This window comes from Dietzia sp. 111N12-1, from assembly GCF_001658045.1.
Lineage (GTDB): Bacteria > Actinomycetota > Actinomycetes > Mycobacteriales > Mycobacteriaceae > Dietzia > Dietzia kunjamensis.
In genome coordinates this window covers 54,965-74,717 of record NZ_LSSV01000023.1, presented here as the reverse complement: position 1 = coordinate 74,717, position 19,753 = coordinate 54,965, and the positions used below count along the sequence as shown (strand labels likewise).

Genomic DNA, 19,753 nt, shown 5'->3' with positions numbered 1-19,753 from the left:
AAGCGACCCCGACTGACACGAGCGCGCCCGCCACGACCGTCCCCGCCGCCACCCCGCGCGACGAGATGTTCTCCGTCTGGGCGCCCGAGGCCCGCGCGGTGGGGCTGGTGCTGGACTCCCCCGACTCCGACCCTGTTCCGATGCGACGCGCCCCGGGCGGCTGGTGGACGTCCGGCACCCCCCGGGAGCAGGGCAGGGACTACGGGTTCGTGGTGACCGGCGACGACGACGAGGTCAGCCCGCCGCGGCCCGACCCGCGGTCGCCGCGTCAGCCGAACGGGGTCCACGGGCTGTCTCGGGTACACCGCCTCGAGGAGTCCCGCTGGACGGACCAGGCGTGGACGGGACGGCAGCTGGCCGGATCGGTGATCTACGAGATGCACGTGGGCACGTTCTCGGCCGGCGGGACGCTGACCAGCGCGATCGAGCACCTCGATGAGCTGGTCGTGCTGGGCGTGGACATGGTCGAGGTGATGCCGCTCAACGCGTTCAACGGCGAGTACGGCTGGGGCTACGACGGGGTGGCGTGGTTCGCGGTGCACGAGCCGTACGGAGGGCCGGACGCGTTCCAGCAGTTCGTCGACGCCTGCCACGCTCGCGGGTTGGCCGTGTGTCTGGACGTGGTCTACAACCACCTGGGCCCGTCCGGGAACTACCTGCCGGAGTTCGGGCCGTACCTGTCGGCCGCGGACGGGCCGTGGGGGTCCGGGCTCAATCTGGACGGTGAGCACTCGGGCGAGGTGCGGCGGTACATCATCGACAACGCGCTGCGCTGGTTCGACGAGTTCCACGTGGACGCGCTGCGGCTGGATGCGGTGCACGCGCTGCACGACGCCTCGGCGGTGCATCTGCTGGAACAGTTGGCGGTGGAGGTGGAGTCGCTGGCGACCCATCTCGGACGGCCGTTGTCGCTGGTGGCGGAGTCGGATCAGAACGATCCGCGGACGGTCACCGCGCGTGAGGGCGGCGGCATCGGGCTGGACGGGCAGTGGGACGACGACGTGCACCACGCCGTCCACGCCGCCGTGTCCGGGGAGCGCCAGGGCTACTACGCCGACTTCGGGTCGCTCGAGTCGCTGCGGCAGGTGCTCACCGGGGCATTCCTGCACGCCGGGACCTACTCGGCGTTCCGTGGGCGTGTGCACGGGCGGCCGCTGGACGTGGGCCGGGTGCCGGGGTCGCGCTTCGTGGCCTACACGCTGACGCACGACCAGGTGGGCAATCGCGCGGCCGGCGATCGGCCGTCGATGAACCTCACTCCGCAGCAGCAGCTGGCCAAGGCCGCCATCGTCCTCTGTTCGCCCTTCACCCCGATGCTGTTCCAGGGTGAGGAGTGGGGCGCGCGGACGCCGTTCTGCTTCTTCACCTCGCATCCCGAGCCGGAGCTGGCCGAGGCGGTGCGCGAGGGCCGGACCCGCGAGTTCGCGGCGATGGGCTGGGATCCAGAAACCGTGGCGGACCCGCAGGATCCGGAGACGTTCCGTCGCTCGGTGCTCGACCGCGCGGAGCAGACGGCCGATGAGCACGCCGAGATCCTGCGGACCTACCGCGCGCTCATCGCCCTACGGAAGGCCGAGCCGGAGCTCAGCGACCCGTGGCTGGGCTCGGTCCGGGTGGACTGCGGCGTGGAGGCCGACGACAACCGCTGGCTCGTGGTCCACCGCGGGTCGCTGGCGCTGGTGGTGAACCTGGGCACCGAGCCGTCACGGGTCCCGCTGGCCGGCGAGGCGGTGTTCGCCTCGGGGGCGGTCGCCGACGACGACTCGGTGTTCTGCCAGGCGTTCGGCTTCGCGGTGCTGCGGACGCGCTGAGACGACGTCACGGTGGACGCCGCCCGCGCGTGAAATCAGGTCAGGTCAGGTACTCGTACGCCGCGGTGCCCGGCTCGAGGCGCTCACAGTCGATGCGGGAGGCGTCCATGCGCTCGAGCAGCGAGTGCAGGCCGGTGGCCGAGCCCAGCTCGATGCCCACGAGCGCGGCGCCGTACTCGCGGTTGTTGCGCTTGAGGTACTCGAACTGCGTGATGTCGTCCTCGGGCCCCAGCACCTCGTCGAGGAAGCGGCGCAGCTGGCCGGGCTCCTGCGGGAACTTCACCAGGAAGTAGTGCTTGAGCCCCTTGTGCACCAGGGAACGTTCGATGATCTCGCTGTACCGCGAGACGTCGTTGTTGCCACCGGAGACCAGGCAGACGACGGTGGCACCCTCGTCGATCTCGAGCTGCTCCAGCGCCGTCACCGCCAGTGCCCCGGCGGGCTCCGCGATGATCCCCTCGTTCTGGTACAGCTCCAGCATCTCGGTGCAGACCGCGCCCTCGTCCACGGTGAGGACCTGGATGCGCTCGGTCATCGAGGAGATGACACCGAACGGGAACTCGCCCAGCCGCGCGACGGAGGCGCCGTCCACGAAGGTGTCGACGGTGTCCAGGGTGACCGGCTCCCCCGCCTCGAGCGCCCGGGTCAGGGATGGGGCCCCGGTGGGCTCGACGGCGATGATCTTGCAGTCCGGCGCGTACTCGGCGAGGTAGGTCGCCAACCCACCGACCAGGCCGCCGCCACCGACGGGGACCACCACGGCGTCGGGCGTCTCGTCGAGCTGGGCGAGGATCTCCGCGGCGATGGTGCCCTGCCCTGCCATCGTGTCGGGGTGGTCGAACGGCGGCACCATGGTCGCCCCGGTGCGCGCGGCGTCGGCTCGGGCGGCGGTCTGGGCGGCGTCGAAGTTCGTCCCCGTCACCACGAGCTCGACCGAGTTACGCCCGTGGGCGAGGATCCGGTCCCGCTTCTGCTTGGGCGTGTTGGTCGGCACGTAGATCCGCCCGTTGATACCCAGTACCCGGCAGGCGAAGGCCACGCCCTGGGCGTGGTTGCCGGCGCTGGCCGTCACGACGCCGGCACTGCGCTCGTCGCTGTTCAGCTGCGCCATGAGGTTGTAGGCGCCGCGGATCTTGTACGAGCGGACGTCCTGCTGGTCCTCCCGCTTGAGCAGGATGTGCGCGCCGGTCTGCTCGCTCAGCCGCTCACTGACCTGGAGGTCGGTGCACCGGACCACGTCACCGATCCGGCGGGCGGCGGCGTCGATGTCGTCGGGGGTGACGACCTGGGTCGTGGCGGAATCGGTGACGGTCACAGCCACCAGTGTCCCACCGCGCCCACGATCACCGTCAACCCGGTCAGCCCGTGAGGCAGCCGGGGCCGAGCAGCGCCTTGAGATCGCCCATCAGCGAGGACGAGGTCTCGACCCGCAGGTGGTCATCGAGCCGCAGGACGGTCGACGAACTTCCGTTGACCAACCGCAGGTGCACGTCCGACGGTCCGGGGTGCCGCCCCAGGACCTGCTTGAGCGCAGTGACGGTCTCGATGGTGCACATCCGCGTCGGCAGCGTGAGCGCCAGCGGCGCCCCGTTGCCACCGACGACCAGGTCGGGCACCTCGAGGGTGTCGCCGAACACCGAGACGCGGTCCTCACGGATGTTGATGCGCGCCTTGACCAGCACCACCGCGTCCTCGGCGATGTCCATCGCCGCGAGACGGTACGTCTTGGGGAAGAACAGCACCTCGACACTGCCGTTGAAGTCCTCGATGGTGACGATCGCCCACGGCTCGCCGTTCTTGTTGACCCGCCGGTCGACGCCGGAGATGATCCCGCCGATCGTCACGGCGGTGCCGTGCGCGAGCTCGCCCTCGTGGATGGTGGCGATGGTGGTGTCGGTCTTGGCCTCCAGGGCGGCCTCGAGCCCGTCCAGCGGGTGCCCGGACACGTACAGACCCAGCATCTCGCGTTCCAGGGCGAGCTTCTGCTTGATGTCCCATTCCTCGTCGGGGACCCGGACGGCGAAGACGTCGCCAAAGCCCGAGTCGGCCTCGGCGTCATCTCCCCCGCCGAACAGGTCGAACTGACCCACCGCCTCGGCCTTCTTGGTGGACATCACCGATTCCACCGCGTCGGCGTGGACCAGGAACAGTCCCTTGCGCGGGTGGCCGAGAGAGTCGAAGGCGCCGGCCTTGACGAGCGACTCGGTGACCTTCTTGGTGCAGGCGGTCTGGTCGATCTTGGCCAGGTAGTCCGAGAAGTCGCCGAACTCGCCCTTCGCCTCGCGGGCCGCGACGATCGAGTCGACCACCTGGGCGCCGACGTTGCGCACCGCGCCCAGTCCGAAGCGGATGTCCGTGCCCACCGACAGGAAGTTGGTCCGCGACTCGTTGACCGACGGCGGCAGGACCTTGATGCCCATCTGGCGGCAGTTGGACAGGTACAGGGCGGCCTTGTCCTTGTCGTCGCCGACGGAGGTGAGCAGCGCGGCCATGTACTCGGCCGGGTAGTTGGCCTTGAGGTAGCCGGTCCAGAAGGAGACGAGGCCGTAGCCGGCCGCGTGGGACTTGTTGAACGCGTACGAGGCGAAGGGCTCGATGGTGCCCCACAGTGCGTCGACGGCGTCCTTGGAGAAACCGCGCTCGAACATGCCGCCGGAGAACTTCTCGTACTCGGCGGCCAGCACCTCGGCCTTCTTCTTGCCCATGGCCTTACGGAAGCCGTCGGCCTCACCGGCCGTGTATCCCGCGAGTTCGCGGGAGATGGCCATGATCTGCTCCTGGTACACGATCAGGCCGTGGGTCTCGCCGAGGATCTCCCGGAGCGGTTCCTCGAGCTCGGGGTGGATGGGCACCAGTTCCTGCTTGCCGTTCTTTCGGTCGGCGTAGTTCCAGTGCGTCCCCATGCCCATCGGCCCGGGGCGGTACAGGGCGAGGGCGGCCACGATGTCGTTGAAGCCGGTGGGCTTCATCCGCTTGAGCAGCTCGCGCATGCCGCCGGAGTCGAGCTGGAACACGCCCAGCGTGTCACCGCGGGCGAGCAGCTCGTAGGTCGCGGGGTCGTCCGTGCTCAGGACGTCGAGGTCGATCTCCTCGCCCCGGTTGAGCTTGATGTTCTCCAGGCAGTCGCCGATCACCGTGAGGTTGCGCAGGCCCAGGAAGTCCATCTTGAGCAGGCCGATGTCTTCGCACGACGGGTAGTCCCAGCCGGTGATGATGGCGCCGTCCTGGGCGCGCTTCCACATGGGGATCACGTCGAGCAGCGGCTCGGAGGACATGATGACCGCGCAGGCGTGCACGCCGGCCTGGCGGACCATGCCCTCGAGCCCGCGGGCCGTGTCGTAGATCCGCTTGACGTCGGGGTCCGTCTCGATGAGCTGACGGACCTCGGCGGCCTCACCGAAGCGCTCGTGCTTGGAGTCGGTGATCCCGGACAGCGGGATGTCCTTGGCCATGATCGGCGGCGGCAGCGCCTTCGTGATCCGGTCGGCGATCGCGTACCCGGGCTGGCCGAAGTTCACGCGCGCGGCGTCCTTGATGGCGGCCTTGGTCTTGATGGTGCCGAACGTGATGACCTGGGCGATCTTGTCGGCGCCCCACTTGTCGGAGGCGTAGCGGATCATCTCGCCGCGACGGCGGTCGTCGAAGTCGATATCGATATCCGGCGCGGACGGACGCTCGGGGTTGAGGAACCTCTCGAACAGCAGCCCGTGCTCGATCGGGTCGATGTTGGTGATCTTCAGCGCGTACGCGACCAGGGCGCCGGCGGCCGAGCCACGGCCGGGTCCGACCTTGATGCCGATGGAGCGGGCGTGCTCGATGAGGTCACCGACCACGAGGAAGTAGCCGGGGTAGCCCTTGCCCTTGATGACCTCGAGCTCGAACGCGGCGCGGTCGAGGTACTCCTGCGGGACGCCGTCCGGGAACCGCCACTCCAGACCCTTCTGGACCTCCCTGGCCAGCCAGGTGTCCTCGGTCTCGCCATCGGGGACGGGGAACTTGGGCATCCGGTCCTTGGGGGCCCAGATGTCGTCGTACGGCTGGACGCGCTCGGCGATCCACAGGGTGTTGTCGCAGCCGCCGGGGACCTCGGTGTCCCACTGGGCGCGCATCTCGTCGGCGGACTTGAGGAAGTAGCCGTCACCGTCGAATTTGAAGCGGTTCTCGTCGGCGAGGGTCTTTCCGGTCTGCACGCAGAGCATGGCCTCGTGGTAGTGGGCCTGCTCGCGGGTGACGTAGTGGCAGTCGTTGGTCACCAGTGGCGGCATCCCCAGGTCCTTGCCGAGCTTGAGGAGGTCCTCGCGGACCCTGCGCTCGATGTCGATCCCGTGGTCCATCAACTCGAGGAAGAAGTTGTCCTTACCGAAGATGGACTGCCACTTCTCCGCGGCCTCGTAGGCCTCCTTCCGGTGGCCCAGGCGCAGCCGCGTCTGGATCTCACCGGAGGGGCAGCCGGAGGTGGCGATGATCCCCTCGGAGTGCTCGGCGAGGATCTCGGCGTCCATCCGCGCCCACTTGCCCAGCTGCCCCTCGTAGGAGGCCAGCGAGGACAGGCGGAACAGGTTGCGCAGGCCGGTCGCGTTCTCGGCGACCATCGTCATATGGGTGTACGCGCCGGAGCCCGCGACGTCGTCGCTCTTCTGGTTCTTCTCGCCCCACAGCACGCGCTTCTTGTTGAACCGCGACTCGGGAGCGACGTACGCCTCGATCCCGATGATCGGCTTGATGCCGGTCTTGACGGCCTGCTTGTAGAAGTCCGACGAGCCGTACATGTTGCCGTGGTCGGTCATCCCGACCGCCGGCATGCCGAGCCTGGAGGCCTCCGCGAACAGCGGGTCGATCTGCGCCATCCCGTCGAGCATCGAGAACTCGGTGTGATTGTGCAGATGCACGAACTGGGATCCGCCCACGCAGCATTCCTCCTACGACTCGTCCGGCCCAGTGTAGGTCGGATCCCCGACAGTCCCCGAAACCCCAGCGCGGGCCGAGCGTGGCTGCCTGCCGGCCAGCGTGAATGCGATCACCGCGACCCAGATGAGCGCGAACCCGACCCACTGCACGGCGTCGAGCCGCTCGCCCACGACGAGCAGTCCCCAGGCCATCTGCAGCACCGGGACGATGTACTGCAGCATGCCCACGGTCGCCAGCGGGATGCGCTGCGCGGCCACGGCGAACAGCAGCAGCGGCACCACGGTGACGAGCCCGGCGGTGGCCAGCAACACCGAATGCCCGGCGCCGTCGGTGGTGAACGTGCCCGCGCCGGTCGCACCCAGCCACAGCAGCAGGGCCAGCGCGAACGGGGCGATCACCAGCACCTCGCCCGTCATCCCGATCACCGGGTCAACGCGCAGCTTCTTCTTGAGCACGCCGTACATGCCGAAGCTCATCGCGAGGATCACCGAGAGGTACGGGAAGTGGCCGTATCCGGCGGTGAGGACCCCGACGGCGACGACGGCGAGGGCCACCGCGAGCCACTGTGGGCGATTGAGTCGTTCGCGGAACAACAGGACGCCCAGCAGGACACTGACCAGCGGGTTGATCGTGTACCCGAGGGCGGCCTCGGTGACGCGCTCGGAGTTGACCGCGTACACGTACACGCCCCAGTTAGCGGTGATGAAGACGGCGGCCCCGCCGATCCGGGCCCACGAGACGCGGTCGATGGCCCACAGGTCGCGCCAGCGCCGCAGCACCGTGAGCACGACGGCCATGACGACGAGTGACCACACGATCCGGTGGCCGACGATCTCGACGGCCCCGGCGGGTTCGAGCAGCGGGAAGAACGCGGGGAAGAACCCCCAGAGGGTGTACGCGCCGATGCCTGCGACCATCCCGCCGGCCACCGATTTCTCGCTGTTGCTCACCCGCCGGCTCGGCCCCTCGCTGCTCACCGGCGCAACCCTAGCCAGGCCCCGGATCGGCCCCGCGCATCGAGCCCTTTCGGGGGTGCGCGCCGTCGGTGGGCGTGCGAGGCTCAGGCGGGCGGGACCGGGCCGTCATCCGGCAGCGGGTACGCCGCGTCGACCTGCTGCGGCTGCAGCGGGCGGACGGCGAAGCGTTCCCATACCGCGTCCGGCGGCAGGGCCTCGACCGCGCGGACCCACGGTTGGTCGGCCACCGCGCGCAACTGCTCGGTGGTGCCGCGGGCGAGCAGCCCGATGATCGCCGGCTCACCGGCACGGATCCGCGAGACGGTGAGGGCGGCGGTGGCGGCTGCCCGCCCGGCGTCGGGCGGCTGCGGCACCCCGGGCCCGGACGGAGGTCCGGCCTCGAGCCGCCGGGTCACCTGCTCGAGGCCGCGGTGGAAGACGGGCTCGCGGCCCGGCTCCCCCGCCACCGGCTCGGCCAGGGTCACCCCGGTGACGGGCATCGCGACCCCGTCGACCGGCACCTGCACGTACAGACCCGAGACGCGCGGCAGCTCCCGGACCACGCCGGCCGCCTCGGGGACCGTCCACGCCCAGCCTGCGGTCACGAGGGCCCAGCGACGGGCGTCGGGGTCGGAGGCGAGGGCCTTGTCGTCGTCGTGGTCGTCGTCGTCATCTCCGCCGGAACCCCGTGCGGCATCTCCCCCGCCGCCCGCGGTGACCAGCGAGTCGGCCGCGCGGGCGAGGTAGTCCTCGACGCGTTCGCCGTCCTCGGGTCCCAGGGCGTCGGTCATCACGCCAGGGCTGCGGGGCGGGTCGGTGCGCAGCGCGGTGAGGATCGCGACCAACGCCACCACGATCACGACCCCCACGCCGGCGATCTTCAGCACCCGCGCGGCGAGGGTCATGCCGAGCGCAGGACGTCGATCGCGAGCTGGAGATCGTCGGGGTAGGTGCTGGTGAAGTCGACGCGCGAGCCGGTGCCCGGGTGCTCGAAGCCCAGCCCCACCGCGTGCAGCCACTGCCGCTCGAGGCCGAGCCGCCTGGCCAGGACCGGGTCGGCGCCGTAGGTGAGGTCGCCCGCGCACGGGTGATGCAGCGCGGAGAAGTGCACGCGGATCTGGTGGGTGCGGCCGGTCTCGAGCTTGACCTCCACCAGCGTCGCGGCCTGGTGCGCCTCGAGGGTGTCGTAGTGGGTGATCGAGTGCTTGCCGTCGGAGGTGACGGCGAAACGCCAGTCCGACGACGTGTGCCGGCCGATCGGCGCGTCGATGGTCCCCGACAGCGGATCGGGGTGGCCCTGCACCAGCGCGTGGTAGGTCTTGTCCACGGTCCGGTCACGGAACGCCCGCTTGAGCAGCGTGTACGCCCGCTCGGACGCCGCCACCACCATCAGACCGGACGTGCCGACGTCCAGGCGGTGGACGATCCCCTTGCGCTCCGGCGGGCCGGAGGTGGAGATGCGGTACCCGGCGGCGGCCAGGCCGCCGATCACCGTGGGGCCGGTCCAGCCGACCGACGCGTGCGCGGCGACGCCGACCGGTTTGTCGACGACGACGATGTCCGCGTCCGAGTACAGGACCGCCATCCCCTCGACCGGCTCGGCGACCACGGCGGGCTCGGCCCGCGGCTCGGGCATCTCGACCTCGATCCAGGACATCCCGGTGAGCTTGTCGGACTTGCCCACGGTGTGCCCGTCGAGCAGGACCTTGCCCTCGCCGGCGAGGTCGGCGACCGCGGTCCGCGAAATGCCCAGGAGGCGGGAGACACCGGCGTCGACGCGCATGCCGTCGAGCCCGTCGGGGACGGGGAAGGTGCGGACCTCACCCATCGGCGGGGTCCTTCTCGTCGGCGGGGGCGGCGGAGCCGGCAGGGGCCTTCTTGTCGCCGGCGAGCGTCTCGGATACCCGCGATCCGTCGAAGTCGACGTTGCGGAACACGGCCACGGCCACGACGATCACGCCGGTGACCAGGCTGGCGTCGGCCACGTTGAACACGGGCCACCAGCCGACGGCCATGTAGTCCACGACGTGGCCCTGCAGGATGCCGGGCGCACGGAAGTAGCGGTCCACCAGGTTGCCGGCGGCGCCGCCCAGGATCAGTCCGAGGCCCCACGCCCACCACCGGGAGTGGACCCTGCGGGAGAACCACAGCAGGCCCGCCACCACGACCGTGGCGACGATGCTCAACACCACCGTGAACTCGGTGCCCATGGAGAACGCGGCGCCCGGGTTGCGTAGCAGGACCAGACGAACCGTGTCGCCGATGAGCTCGATGGGCCTCGAGTCCTCCAGGTTCGCCACGGCCAGGACCTTGGCGATCTGGTCGACGGCGACGATCAGCGCGGCGATCACCAGCATGACCACCGGCCCGCGCCGGAAGTAGTGCGGCGCGGGGTTGTGCGGCGCGGTGCTGTGGGGCGCGGGGTCGTGGGGCGCGGTACTCGCGGGTGGGTCACCCTGTGGCGCCGCGCTGCCGGGCGTGGGCCCCGACGCGTCGGGCGGCGTCCCGTTGGTCTCCGTCATGGGCTCCAGTATCCCTGATCCCGCCGCGGGCCCGGCGGCGCCGGGTGGGCGACCCTCTAGGCTCGGGGCCGTGGACCCGCGATCGACCGTCTCCCCCGGCCCCTCCCGCACCGCTCGTCGCGGTCACCGTCTCCTCGCGGCGGCGCTGGCCGTGACGCTCGTGGCCGGCGCCTCCGCGTGCGGCGGGGACGACGACGCGGCCCCCGCCGACGGCGGCCCGGGTTCGTCTGCCGCAGAGGGGACGGATGCCCTCGAGCCCGAGGTGACCGTCGACCCCGGTCCCGCCCCGGTCGTCGACCTCATCGACGCCGGCGAGGGCGAGCGGCGAGTCCTGGCCTATGCCCCCTCGCGCGAACCGTCGGTCGTGGCGATCACCCGCTCCGCCAACTCGCGGACCGAGGTCCCGGGAGCCGAGCCGCGCACCGACGACACCCCGGCGCAGACCCTCACCGTGGAGGGACGATCGGAGCCCGACGTCGACGGCGCGCAGCGGGCGACCGTGACCGCGCGGGAGTTCACGTCCGTGGACGAACTCCGCAACGCCCAGTTCTCCACCGCCCCCGGGTTCACCGTGACCTGGACCCGCAGCGCCGACGGTATCGTCCGAGAACTGTCGCTGGCGGCGCCCTCGGGGGCCACCGACGCCGCCCGAGCCGGCGTGGAGATCACCGCGAACGCGGTGTCGGACGCGACAGTGGCGTTCCCCACCGAGGAGATCGGCGTCGGCGCCCGGTGGACGGTCACCCGCCGGATCGACGACGCCGTGGCCCCGACGAGGGTCACGACCTACGAACTGGTCGACGTCGACGGCGACGTCGCCACCGTCCGGTCGAGCACCACCGCTCCCGACCCGGCGGGCACCCTGGCCGCCCCGGCCCCCGACGGCGGGCCGGGCGTGACCCTCGACGTGGAGTCCTACGAGGTCGACGGCTCGGGCGAGCTCGTGGTGGACCTACGAGCCCCGGTGCCGGTGGCCGGAACGACCGAGTCCTCGACGCGGGCCGTCTACGTCGATCCCGATTCGGGACGACGGACGACCTACGACGAGGACTCGGTGCTGCAGTTCCGCAGCGTGGACTGACGCTGGTCAGGCCTCGCTGTCAGTCCGGGCCGACGGCGCGCTGAGGTGCGGTCAGGCCGCGGCGCACGTGGCCGGCGGCTCCAGCCCGGCATTGGTGATGAGCGCGCAGGCGAACGCCTTCTGCAGCTGCCACTGACCACCCTGGTTGATGAACTGGGCCTGGACGTTGATGTCCTCCTGGCCCGGCTGGGAGATCACCGTGTTGGCGATGAGCGTGCCGGGGATGTCCCCCTCCGCCGCGCCGGTGATCGTCACGTCGGCGCCCTGCTCGGCCTTGAGGGCGGCGATCTGGTCGAAGATCTCGGGCGCCTCCGCGCCCCCCTCCACCAGGTCGATCTTCTCCTCCACCGGCACCGCGGGGTCGGAGGCCCGGTCGAGCAGCTGGGTCAGCTCCTCGGCGGTGGGGATAGTGGTCTCCTGGGCGCTGGTGGTGGGCGCGGGGGCTGCTGTGCCCCGGGGCCCGGGGCCGTCGTCGTCACTTCCGCAGGCGGCGAGGCCGCCCAGTGCGAAGGCGGACAGGGAGACTGCGGCGATGGTCCGTCGAAGACTCACGCGGGGTCCTTTCGTCGAGATGTGCGGCACCGGGCATGCGGTACCGAGCCGGGCATGGCTCCGGGCCGGGTCACCGGCCCAACGAACATCGATGAGCCATTGTTCCATCGTCCGCGGCCGGGATGGTTGACGCCGGGCCGCCCGCACACCACTGTGGAGCGGGTGACCAGCGCCGAGACCAGCACCGATACCCCCCACATCGTGATCTGCACCACGGGAGGCACGATCACCGCCTCGACCACGCCGGAGGGGGCGGTCGTGGCCGGGGACTCCGACCCCGCGACCCAGGCCATGCTCGACGGCCTGCGGGCGGTGCTGCCGGACCAGATCACCGTGAGCGCGCGCGCCGTGCTCGACGCCGACTCCTCCACGTTCGGCCCGGCCGAGTGGGACCTGCTGGTCGACGCGGTGGGTGACGTGCTGTCCGATCCGGCGGTGTCGGGGGTCGTGGTGACCCACGGGACCGACACCCTCGAGGAGACCGCCATCGCCCTCGATCTGCACCACGACGACCCGCGGCCCGTCGCGCTCACCGGGGCCCAGCTCCCGGCCGACCATCCCGGGGCCGACGGGCCCGCCAATCTCCTGGACGCGGTCCTGCTGGCCGCCGACCCCGTCTCCCGCGACCTGGGGGTGCTGGTGGTCCTGGGCCGGGCCATCCTGCAGGCTCGCGGTGTACGTAAATGGCACACGACCGATCCCGTCGCCTTCGCCCGCAACTCGCCCGAGCATCCGGTCGAGGACCTGCCCCCGGAGCTCGAACGCCCCACCCTCCCCGGCCGGGCCCGGTTCGCCGACACCCGCGTCGACGTCGTGGCGTGCCCGCCCGGCGCGGACGCGGTCGCGGTGCACGCGTGTGTCGAGGCCGGGGCGCGCGGACTGGTCCTGGAGGGGTCGGGATCCGGCAACCTGCCCCCGCTCGTCGCGGACGCGGTCGCACGGTTGGCGGACGACCGGCCGGACATCGTGGTGGTGGCGTCCAGCCGGGTGCCGCGGGGTGAGGCGACCTCGACCTACGGCGGCCCGGGCGGTGGCGCGGAGCTCGCCGCTCGTGGCGTGCTGAGCTGCGGATACCTGCGATCCGGGCAGGCCCGGGTCCTGCTCGCCGCGCTGCTGTCCACCGCGGGCAGTGCAGACGGCGCCGGCGGCGACGGTGCGGCCGCAGAGGTGCGCCGAAAGTGGGGGCGCTACCACCTCTACAGCTGACGAGCAGACGTCGCCGGTTGCGGGGCCGGCGGTTGCGGGGCTGGCGGGGCGCCGGCGGGCGTTCACGCAGCGCAGGGCAGAGAGGCAGCGCGGTCAGCCGGGGGGTGTGCTGGCGCCCTGCCCGCCCCGCCGCAGCCGCACGCGCCCATGGCGTCTCGCGTGCCCCGCGGCGGGGGCGAGGCGCCATCTCGAGGAGCGGCTGCAGCAGGGCCGGGCGTCGGCGGGGGCGAGGCGCCATCCCGAGGAGCGGCTGCAGCAGGGCCGCGCATCGACGGGGCGGCGCGGGGCCGCCGGGTCACCACCCCAGGGAGTCCAGCGGGTCCGCGGGCTCGAGGTCCGGATCGTCCTCGGCGAATGTGCGCATCCGACCGGGGCCCGTCGCCGCCGTCTCGAACCGGACCGACACCCGGCCGTGGCCCGATCCCTGCACCCAGCCGTGCCCGAATTCCGGGTGTCGCACATCCGCACCCGTCTCGAAACGCTGATGCCCGGCCTGCCGCCACGCCCCGATCGCCGGGAGTTCCCCCGCCGCCCGTCCGTCGGCCGTCCCCTCGTCCGCGGGTCCGGTCACGTCGTCGCCCGGTTCGGACTCGTCGGTGGTGACGGTGGTGCCCACCCCCACGATGTCGGGCAGGTCCTCGTCGTCGTCGTGTCCCGATCGGTCCACGGGGACGAACTCCTGCTCGAACAGCGCGTCCTGGTAGTGATCGGTGAGGCCGGACACCCCCACGCCCAGCAGTCGGATCGCCCCGAAGTCGACCGGGTCCGGGGCGAGCGAGCGCGCCACCCCGATGATCGTCTCCAGCGACGTGGTGCCCACCGGCAACGTGTACGAGCGGGTGATCGAGGTGAAGTCCGAGCGCTTGACCTTGACCGTCACCGTCCGCGCCGCACGGCCGTCGGAGAGCAGCCTGCGGTGCGCCGCCTCGGCCGCCCGGCGCACCGCCGCCGCGACCTGACCCGACGTCGTGAGATCGGCGGCGAACGTGCTCTCGGCGCTGATCTGCTTGGCCTCGGCCCGCTCGTGCACCGGCCGGTCGTCGTAGCCCCGCGCGATCCGGGCGATCGCCGGGCCGACCGTCTTGCCGAGCGCGTGGGCCACGTCGTCGTCGTCCATCGCCGCGAGGTCGCCGATGGTCGCCACCCCGAACTGCGCCAGCCGCTCCCCCGCCACCGGACCCACTCCCCACAGGCTCCGCACCGGAAGCGGGAACATCACCTCGGCGTGGTCGCGGCGTGGCACCACCACCACACCGTCCGGCTTGGCCAGCTCCGAGGCGATCTTGGCGTACTGCTTGCCCGCGCCCGCCCCCACCGACGCCGGGAGCCCGGTCGCCGCACGGATGGCGGCACGCAACTCCTGCGCCCACTGTCGGGTGCGGTCGGCGTCGGCGCCCCGCAGCTCCGGCGGCTCGAGGAAGGCCTCGTCCACGGAGATCTGCTCCACGACCGGCGCGTGCTCGGCGAACACCTCGAACACCCGGCGGCTCAGAACCCGGTAGACCGGCATCCGCGGCGAGACGAACACCGCGCCCGGCCCCACCAGTCGACGCGCCTGGTGTGAGGGCATGGCCGAGCGGGCACCCTTGGCTCGCGCCTCGTAGGAACACCCCGCCACCACACCGCGGCCGCCCTGACCGCCCACGAGCACCGGCCGACCCCGCAGGGTCGGCCGGGTCAGCTGCTCGCAGGACGCGAAGAACGCGTCCATGTCCACGTGCAGGACCCAGCGATCCTGCCCGCCACCCATGACGAGCCGCCGGTCAGACCCGAGCCAGCGTCATCCGGACGCCCTCGGCGAGCTCGACCGGGTCCCCGTCTGCCTGATCCAGTGCGTCGACCACGGCGAAGTCGGTGGCCAGCACCTCGCCGGCGACGAGCTGCGCGTGACGGTCCGCCCACTCACGGCGGGCGGCCGGCACCTCCATGCGCACCCGGATGCGGTCGGAGATGTCGAAACCGGCACCGCGGCGGGCCTCCTGGATCTCGCGGATCCGGTCCTTGGCCCAGCCCTCGGCCTCGAGCTCCTCGGTGACCGTCAGGTCCAGCACGACCAGGCCGGCACCGCCGGGCAGCGCCGCCGTGGACTCGGGATCGGCGGCCACGAGCCGGTGCTCGTACTCGCCCTCCTGCAGCTCGACGCCGCCGGCGACCACGACGCCGTCGGTCTCGGTCCAGTCACCGGACTTGGCGGCCTTGATGCAGGCCTGGACCTGCTTGCCCAGCCGCGGGCCGGCAGCGCGCGCGTTGACCGCCAGTTCCATCCGCCCGTGAGTGGCCACGTCGCTGGTGAGGCGCACCTCGCGGACGTTGACCTCGTCGGCGATGAGACCGGTGAACGGCTGGAGCCGCTCTGCGTCGGGCATGGCCACCGTGAGCGAGCTCAGCGGCAGGCGCACGCGCAACTGCTTGGCCTTGCGGACCGAGGACACGGTCGAGCACACCGCGCGGACCGCCTCCATGGCCTCCACCAACGCGTCGTCGCCCGGCAGCTCCTCTGCGGTCGGCCAATCCTTGAGATGCACCGACTCCTCGCCGGTGAGTCCGGTCCACACGACCTCGCTCATCAGCGGAAGGAGCGGCGCCGCCAGCCGCATGGTGGTCTCGAGCACCGTGTACAGGGTGTCAAAGGCGTCGCGCGAGTCCTGACCCGACGACTCCCCGGCCCAGAACCGGGAGCGCGACCGGCGGACGTACCAGTTGGTCAGGGCGTCGGCGAACAGGCGCAGCTCGTCGCAAGCCGCCGCGATGTCCGTCGCGTCCAGCGCCTCGGTCATGGCGTCGCGCGTGGACGCCAGGCGGGACAGGATGTAGCGGTCCAGCACGTGCTCCGAGTCCGTACGCCAGGTGGCCCGGCGGGAGGCGTACAACTGGAAGAAGCTGTAGGAGTTCCACAGCGGCAGCATGGCCTGGCGGACGCCCTCGCGGATGCCCTGCTCGGTCACCACGAGGTTGCCGCCCCGCAGGATCGGCGAGCTCATGAGGAACCAGCGCATGGCGTCCGAGCCGTCGCGGGAGAACACCTCGTTGACGTCCGGGTAGTTGCCCTTGGACTTGCTCATCTTGAGACCGTCGTTGCCCAGGACGATCCCGTGGGCGGCGACATGGGTGAACGCGGGACGGTCGAACAGCGCGGTGGCCAGCACGTGCAGGGTGTAGAACCAGCCGCGGGTCTGCCCGTTGTACTCGACGATGAAGTCACCCGGGTTGTGGGTCTCGAACCACTCCTTGTTCTCGAAGGGGTAGTGGACCTGGGCGAACGGCATCGACCCGGACTCGAACCAGCAGTCGAACACGTCCGGGATGCGGCGCATGGTGGACTTGCCGGTCGGGTCGTCCGGGTTGGGCCGGGTCAGCTCGTCGATGTACGGGCGGTGCAGGTCGGTGGGCCGGACGCCGAAGTCGGCCTCCAGCTCGTCGAGGGACCCGTAGACGTCGACCCGCGGGTAGGCGGGGTCGTCGGACTCCCATACGGGGATCGGCGCGCCCCAGTAGCGGTTGCGGTTGATGTTCCAGTCGCGGGCGCCCTCAAGCCACTTGCCGAACTGGCCGTCGCGCACGTGCTCCGGCATCCAGGTGATGTGCTCGCGGTTGAGCTCCACCATGCGGTCCCGGAACGCGGTGACCTTGACGAACCACGCGGGCAGCGCCATGTAGATGAGCGGCTGGCCGGAGCGCCAGGAGTGTGGGTAGGAGTGCTCGATGGTCTCGTGGCGGATCAACCGGCCATCGGCCCGCAGATCGCGGGAGATGGGCGCGTTGGCGTCGAAGACGAGCTGGCCGGCGTACGGCGGCACCTCGGCGGTGAACTTGCCGTCCGGGCCCACCGGGATGACGAGCTCGATCCCGGCGGCGTCGCAGGCGTCCTTGTCCTCCTCACCGAAGGCGGGCGCGAGGTGAACGACGCCGGTACCGGACTCGGTGGTGACATAGTCGGCCGAGAGCACCACGTGGGCACCCGCGTGACCGGCGAAGAAGTCGAACGGCGGGGTGTACCGCAGGCCCACAAGCTCGGAGCCCTTGACGGTCGTCACGACCTCCGCGTCCTCACCGAACTCGGCGGCGTAGACGCCGCGACGGGCCTCGGCGAGGACGAAGATCCGCCCGGCGAACTCACCGGAGTTGACCCGGACCACCGAGTAGTCGATCTCGGGGTGGACGGCGGCGGCGAGGTTGGAGGGCAGGGTCCACGGCGTGGTGGTCCACACCAGTGCCTCGGCGCCGTGGAACGGGCTGTCCTGCGGGGCCTCCAGGGGCAGCCCGACGGTGACGGCCGGGTCCTGACGCATCTTGTAGGCGTCGTCCAGGCGGGTCTCCTGGTTGGACAGTGGCGTCTGCTCGTACCAGGAGTACGGCAGCACGCGGAAGCCCTTGTAGATCAGCCCCTTGTCGTAGAGCCGCTTGAAGGCCCACAGCACGGACTCGGTGAAGTCGATGTCGAGGGTCTTGTAGTCGTTCTCGAAGTCCACCCAGCGGGCCTGGCGGTGGACGTACTTCTCCCACTCGTCGGTGTACTGCAGCACCGACATCTCGCAGGCGTTGTTGAACTCGGCCAGGCCCATGTCGAGGATCTGGGACTTCTCGGTGATACCGAGCTGCTTCTCGGCCTCGAGCTCGGCGGGCAGGCCGTGGCAGTCCCAGCCGAACCTGCGCTCGACCCTGTACCCACGCATGGTGCGGTAACGCGGGACGACGTCCTTGACGTACCCGGTGAGCAGGTGACCGTAGTGGGGCAGGCCGTTGGCGAACGGGGGCCCGTCGTAGAAGACGTACTCCTGCGCGTCCGCACGGTTACGGATGGACTCGCGGAACGTGTCGCGCTCGTCCCACCGCTGCAGGACCGTCTCCTCGAGGGCGGGGAACGACGGCGTCTGGGACGTGGCGCCCCCGGCGAGGTCGAGCACGGGGTACGCGCTGCCGGTGGCAGCGGGCTCGCCGTCGGCGCGCTCGGTCGCTACGGGTTCGGTGCTCATCTGGGCGGACTCCTCGCGTACGGGGCCCGCACGAGTTCGCATCCGTGGGGCCGTCAGGCCTGCGCTCGGGGACGAACCGGATCGCGTCTGGCGCGTTCCGTCCGCGGTACCACCCCGTTTGGCGACGACGTGCGACGCCCACTCGTGGGTCGGGCTGTGACGGGCTCCCCCGTTCGGTTCTACTGAGCGGTCCCCGCCGTGCGGGATCCCACCGTTCTTCCGAGCACTCCCCGGTGATGGCCGGATCTCCGCGCGTCCGGCTCACGACCGGACAGGTTCAGATATTACCCGTCGGTGCGGGCGTCCGCCTCTTCCGAGGTCGCCCGCGGCTCGCGGTCGCGCTCGGCGCGCCCCCGGACAAGGTCCACCAGCAGCAGGATGAGCCCCAGGGCCCCGACGAGGATGCACGCCCACGCCCACCCGATCTGACCTGTCGCGACGGCCGCCACGAGGAAGGCGAAACCGAGGACCGTCAGTCCGAGCGCGGCGACGAGCATCCGTGCCTCCTGGTGGGCGAATCCTTGTGTTGGGCGAATTCTGGGAGCTGTGCGATGGGAAAGGGGGTCGCACCGTCGGTGGCCCCGTCCCCCACCCCGAATATACGTCGGTCCCCGCACCCTTGGGCAGGGGCGGGGACCGCATCGGTCACGCGGAGTGGATCACTCGGCGCGGTGACCGCCGTCCTTCTTGGCCGACTGGTCGGACGAGCCGGGAGCGCCGGCACTGCCGGTACCCTCGCCGGCCGCGGACGAGGCCGCCGGGCCGCCCGGGGTGGACGAGGCCGCAGTGGCCGCCGGGGCGGCCGGGGCGGCCGATCCGGTCTTGCCGAGCTCCGAGAGCTGGTTCTCCAGGTAGCTGGTGAGGCGGCTGCGGTAGTCCTTCTCGAACGTCCGCAGCTGGTCGATCCGGCTCTCGAGCACGCCACGCTGCTGGTTGATGGTGGCCATGATCTCGGTGTGCTTGCGCTCGGCGTCGGCCTGCAGGGCGTCGGCCTTCGCCTGCGCCTCCTTGACCTGCTGCTCGGACCGGGCCTGGGCGTCCTTGACGATGCCGTCGGACTTGCTCTTGGCCTCGGTGAGGATCTTGTCGGCCTCCTTGCGGGCGTCGCCGACCATCTTCTCGGACTGGGACTTGGCGTCGCCGACCAGGCGATCGGACTGGGACTTGGCGTCGCCCACCAGCCGGTCGGACTCGCTGCGGGCCTTGGCCATGAGTCCGTCGGACTCCTTCTTGGCCTCGCCGGTGAGCCGGTCGGCCATCTCCTGGGCCATGGCCAGGACGCGGGCGGCGCGCAGGTGGGTCTCGTTGTTGGCGGCGCCGTCGTCCTCGCTCTTGCCCAGCGACGGGGTCGCGGCGGCCGGAGTCGGGGTGGTCGGCGCGGCGGCCGCAGCAGGTGCGGGCGCGGGGGTCGGCGCGGGCGCCGGGGCGGCCGGCTGCTGTGCCGTACCCGAGCCGCCGGTGGCGGCGCCGGAGGACTTGCCGGACTCGTCGGCGGCCTTGCGCGCCTTCTCGAGATCCTTGGTGAGCTCCTCCACCCGCTGGCGGAGGTCCTCGTTGTCCGAAACGAGTTCCGCGAGCTCCGTCTCGACCAGGTCGAGGAACTGGTCGACCTCGTCCTCGTTGTAGCCCCGCTTGCCGATCGGCGGCTTGGAGAACGCGACGTTGTGCACATCGGCTGGAGTCAACGGCATGGGATACCCCTCGTGGTCGTCTCGGGTGCCGGCCCGGCGTTGTCGCACCGGAC

Annotated in this window: 14 protein-coding genes; 3 read left to right on the top strand and 11 right to left on the bottom strand. The window is 71.3% G+C overall.

The window, feature by feature from the left end; translation table 11 throughout:
- Positions 1-65 precede the first annotated feature (65 nt).
- Complete coding sequence (treZ, locus tag AYO52_RS04580; RefSeq protein WP_253696080.1) at positions 66-1,811, top strand: malto-oligosyltrehalose trehalohydrolase; 1,746 nt, start codon at positions 66-68, stop codon at positions 1,809-1,811.
- 40 nt (positions 1,812-1,851) lie between these two features.
- Here the strand turns inward: treZ and ilvA are convergent, their stop codons facing one another.
- The 6 genes from ilvA to lspA form a co-directional block, all read right to left on the bottom strand.
- Positions 1,852-3,126, bottom strand: coding sequence for a threonine ammonia-lyase IlvA (ilvA, locus tag AYO52_RS04575; RefSeq protein ID WP_082923776.1), 1,275 nt, complete (start codon positions 3,124-3,126; stop codon positions 1,852-1,854).
- Between the two features lie 43 nt (positions 3,127-3,169).
- Positions 3,170-6,718: a DNA polymerase III subunit alpha gene (gene dnaE / locus AYO52_RS04570; protein WP_082923775.1), complete on the bottom strand. Its 3,549-nt coding sequence runs from the start codon at positions 6,716-6,718 to the stop codon at positions 3,170-3,172.
- Positions 6,719-6,730: 12 nt separating this feature from the next.
- Positions 6,731-7,636, bottom strand: a complete 906-nt coding sequence (gene rarD / locus AYO52_RS04565; protein WP_156523527.1) for an EamA family transporter RarD — start codon at positions 7,634-7,636, stop codon at positions 6,731-6,733.
- A 143-nt stretch (positions 7,637-7,779) separates the two neighbouring features.
- Positions 7,780-8,580, bottom strand: coding sequence for a hypothetical protein (locus AYO52_RS04560; protein WP_253701893.1), 801 nt, complete (start codon positions 8,578-8,580; stop codon positions 7,780-7,782).
- Positions 8,577-9,503 carry an RluA family pseudouridine synthase gene (locus tag AYO52_RS04555; protein ID WP_067713810.1) on the bottom strand — a complete coding sequence of 309 codons (927 nt, stop codon included), beginning with the start codon at positions 9,501-9,503 and terminating at the stop codon, positions 8,577-8,579. Before AYO52_RS04555 ends, AYO52_RS04560 begins: the two co-directional genes overlap by 4 nt.
- Positions 9,496-10,197, bottom strand: a complete 702-nt coding sequence (lspA, locus tag AYO52_RS04550) for a signal peptidase II (RefSeq protein WP_067713808.1) — start codon at positions 10,195-10,197, stop codon at positions 9,496-9,498. The genes AYO52_RS04555 and lspA overlap by 8 nt, the downstream gene beginning before the upstream one ends.
- 70 nt (positions 10,198-10,267) lie before the next feature.
- Between lspA and AYO52_RS04545 the strand changes: the two genes are divergently transcribed.
- On the top strand, positions 10,268-11,278 hold the full coding sequence (locus AYO52_RS04545; protein ID WP_253701891.1) for a hypothetical protein: 1,011 nt from the start codon (positions 10,268-10,270) through the stop codon (positions 11,276-11,278).
- 51 nt (positions 11,279-11,329) lie between these two features.
- Here AYO52_RS04545 and AYO52_RS04540 read toward each other — a convergent pair whose 3' ends face one another.
- Positions 11,330-11,830 carry a hypothetical protein gene (locus AYO52_RS04540; RefSeq protein WP_067713805.1) on the bottom strand — a complete coding sequence of 167 codons (501 nt, stop codon included), beginning with the start codon at positions 11,828-11,830 and terminating at the stop codon, positions 11,330-11,332.
- Positions 11,831-11,992: 162 nt separating this feature from the next.
- On the opposite strand from AYO52_RS04540, the gene AYO52_RS04535 reads away from it, so the two are divergent.
- Entirely contained in the window at positions 11,993-13,036 is a 1,044-nt protein-coding gene (locus tag AYO52_RS04535; protein WP_259821327.1) for an asparaginase, read from the top strand.
- A 295-nt stretch (positions 13,037-13,331) separates the two neighbouring features.
- On the opposite strand, the gene AYO52_RS04530 is transcribed toward AYO52_RS04535, so the two are convergent.
- From AYO52_RS04530 to AYO52_RS04515, 4 genes are all read right to left on the bottom strand, one after another.
- Entirely contained in the window at positions 13,332-14,786 is a 1,455-nt protein-coding gene (locus AYO52_RS04530; protein ID WP_067713801.1) for a DNA polymerase IV, read from the bottom strand.
- A gap of 13 nt (positions 14,787-14,799) precedes the next feature.
- Entirely contained in the window at positions 14,800-18,009 is a 3,210-nt protein-coding gene (gene ileS, locus AYO52_RS04525; protein ID WP_172812115.1) for an isoleucine--tRNA ligase, read from the bottom strand.
- Between the two features lie 284 nt (positions 18,010-18,293).
- Positions 18,294-18,506, bottom strand: a complete 213-nt coding sequence (locus tag AYO52_RS04520; protein WP_067713800.1) for a hypothetical protein — start codon at positions 18,504-18,506, stop codon at positions 18,294-18,296.
- Positions 18,507-18,668: 162 nt separating this feature from the next.
- On the bottom strand, positions 18,669-19,700 hold the full coding sequence (locus AYO52_RS04515; RefSeq protein ID WP_067713797.1) for a DivIVA domain-containing protein: 1,032 nt from the start codon (positions 19,698-19,700) through the stop codon (positions 18,669-18,671).
- Positions 19,701-19,753 lie beyond the last annotated feature (53 nt).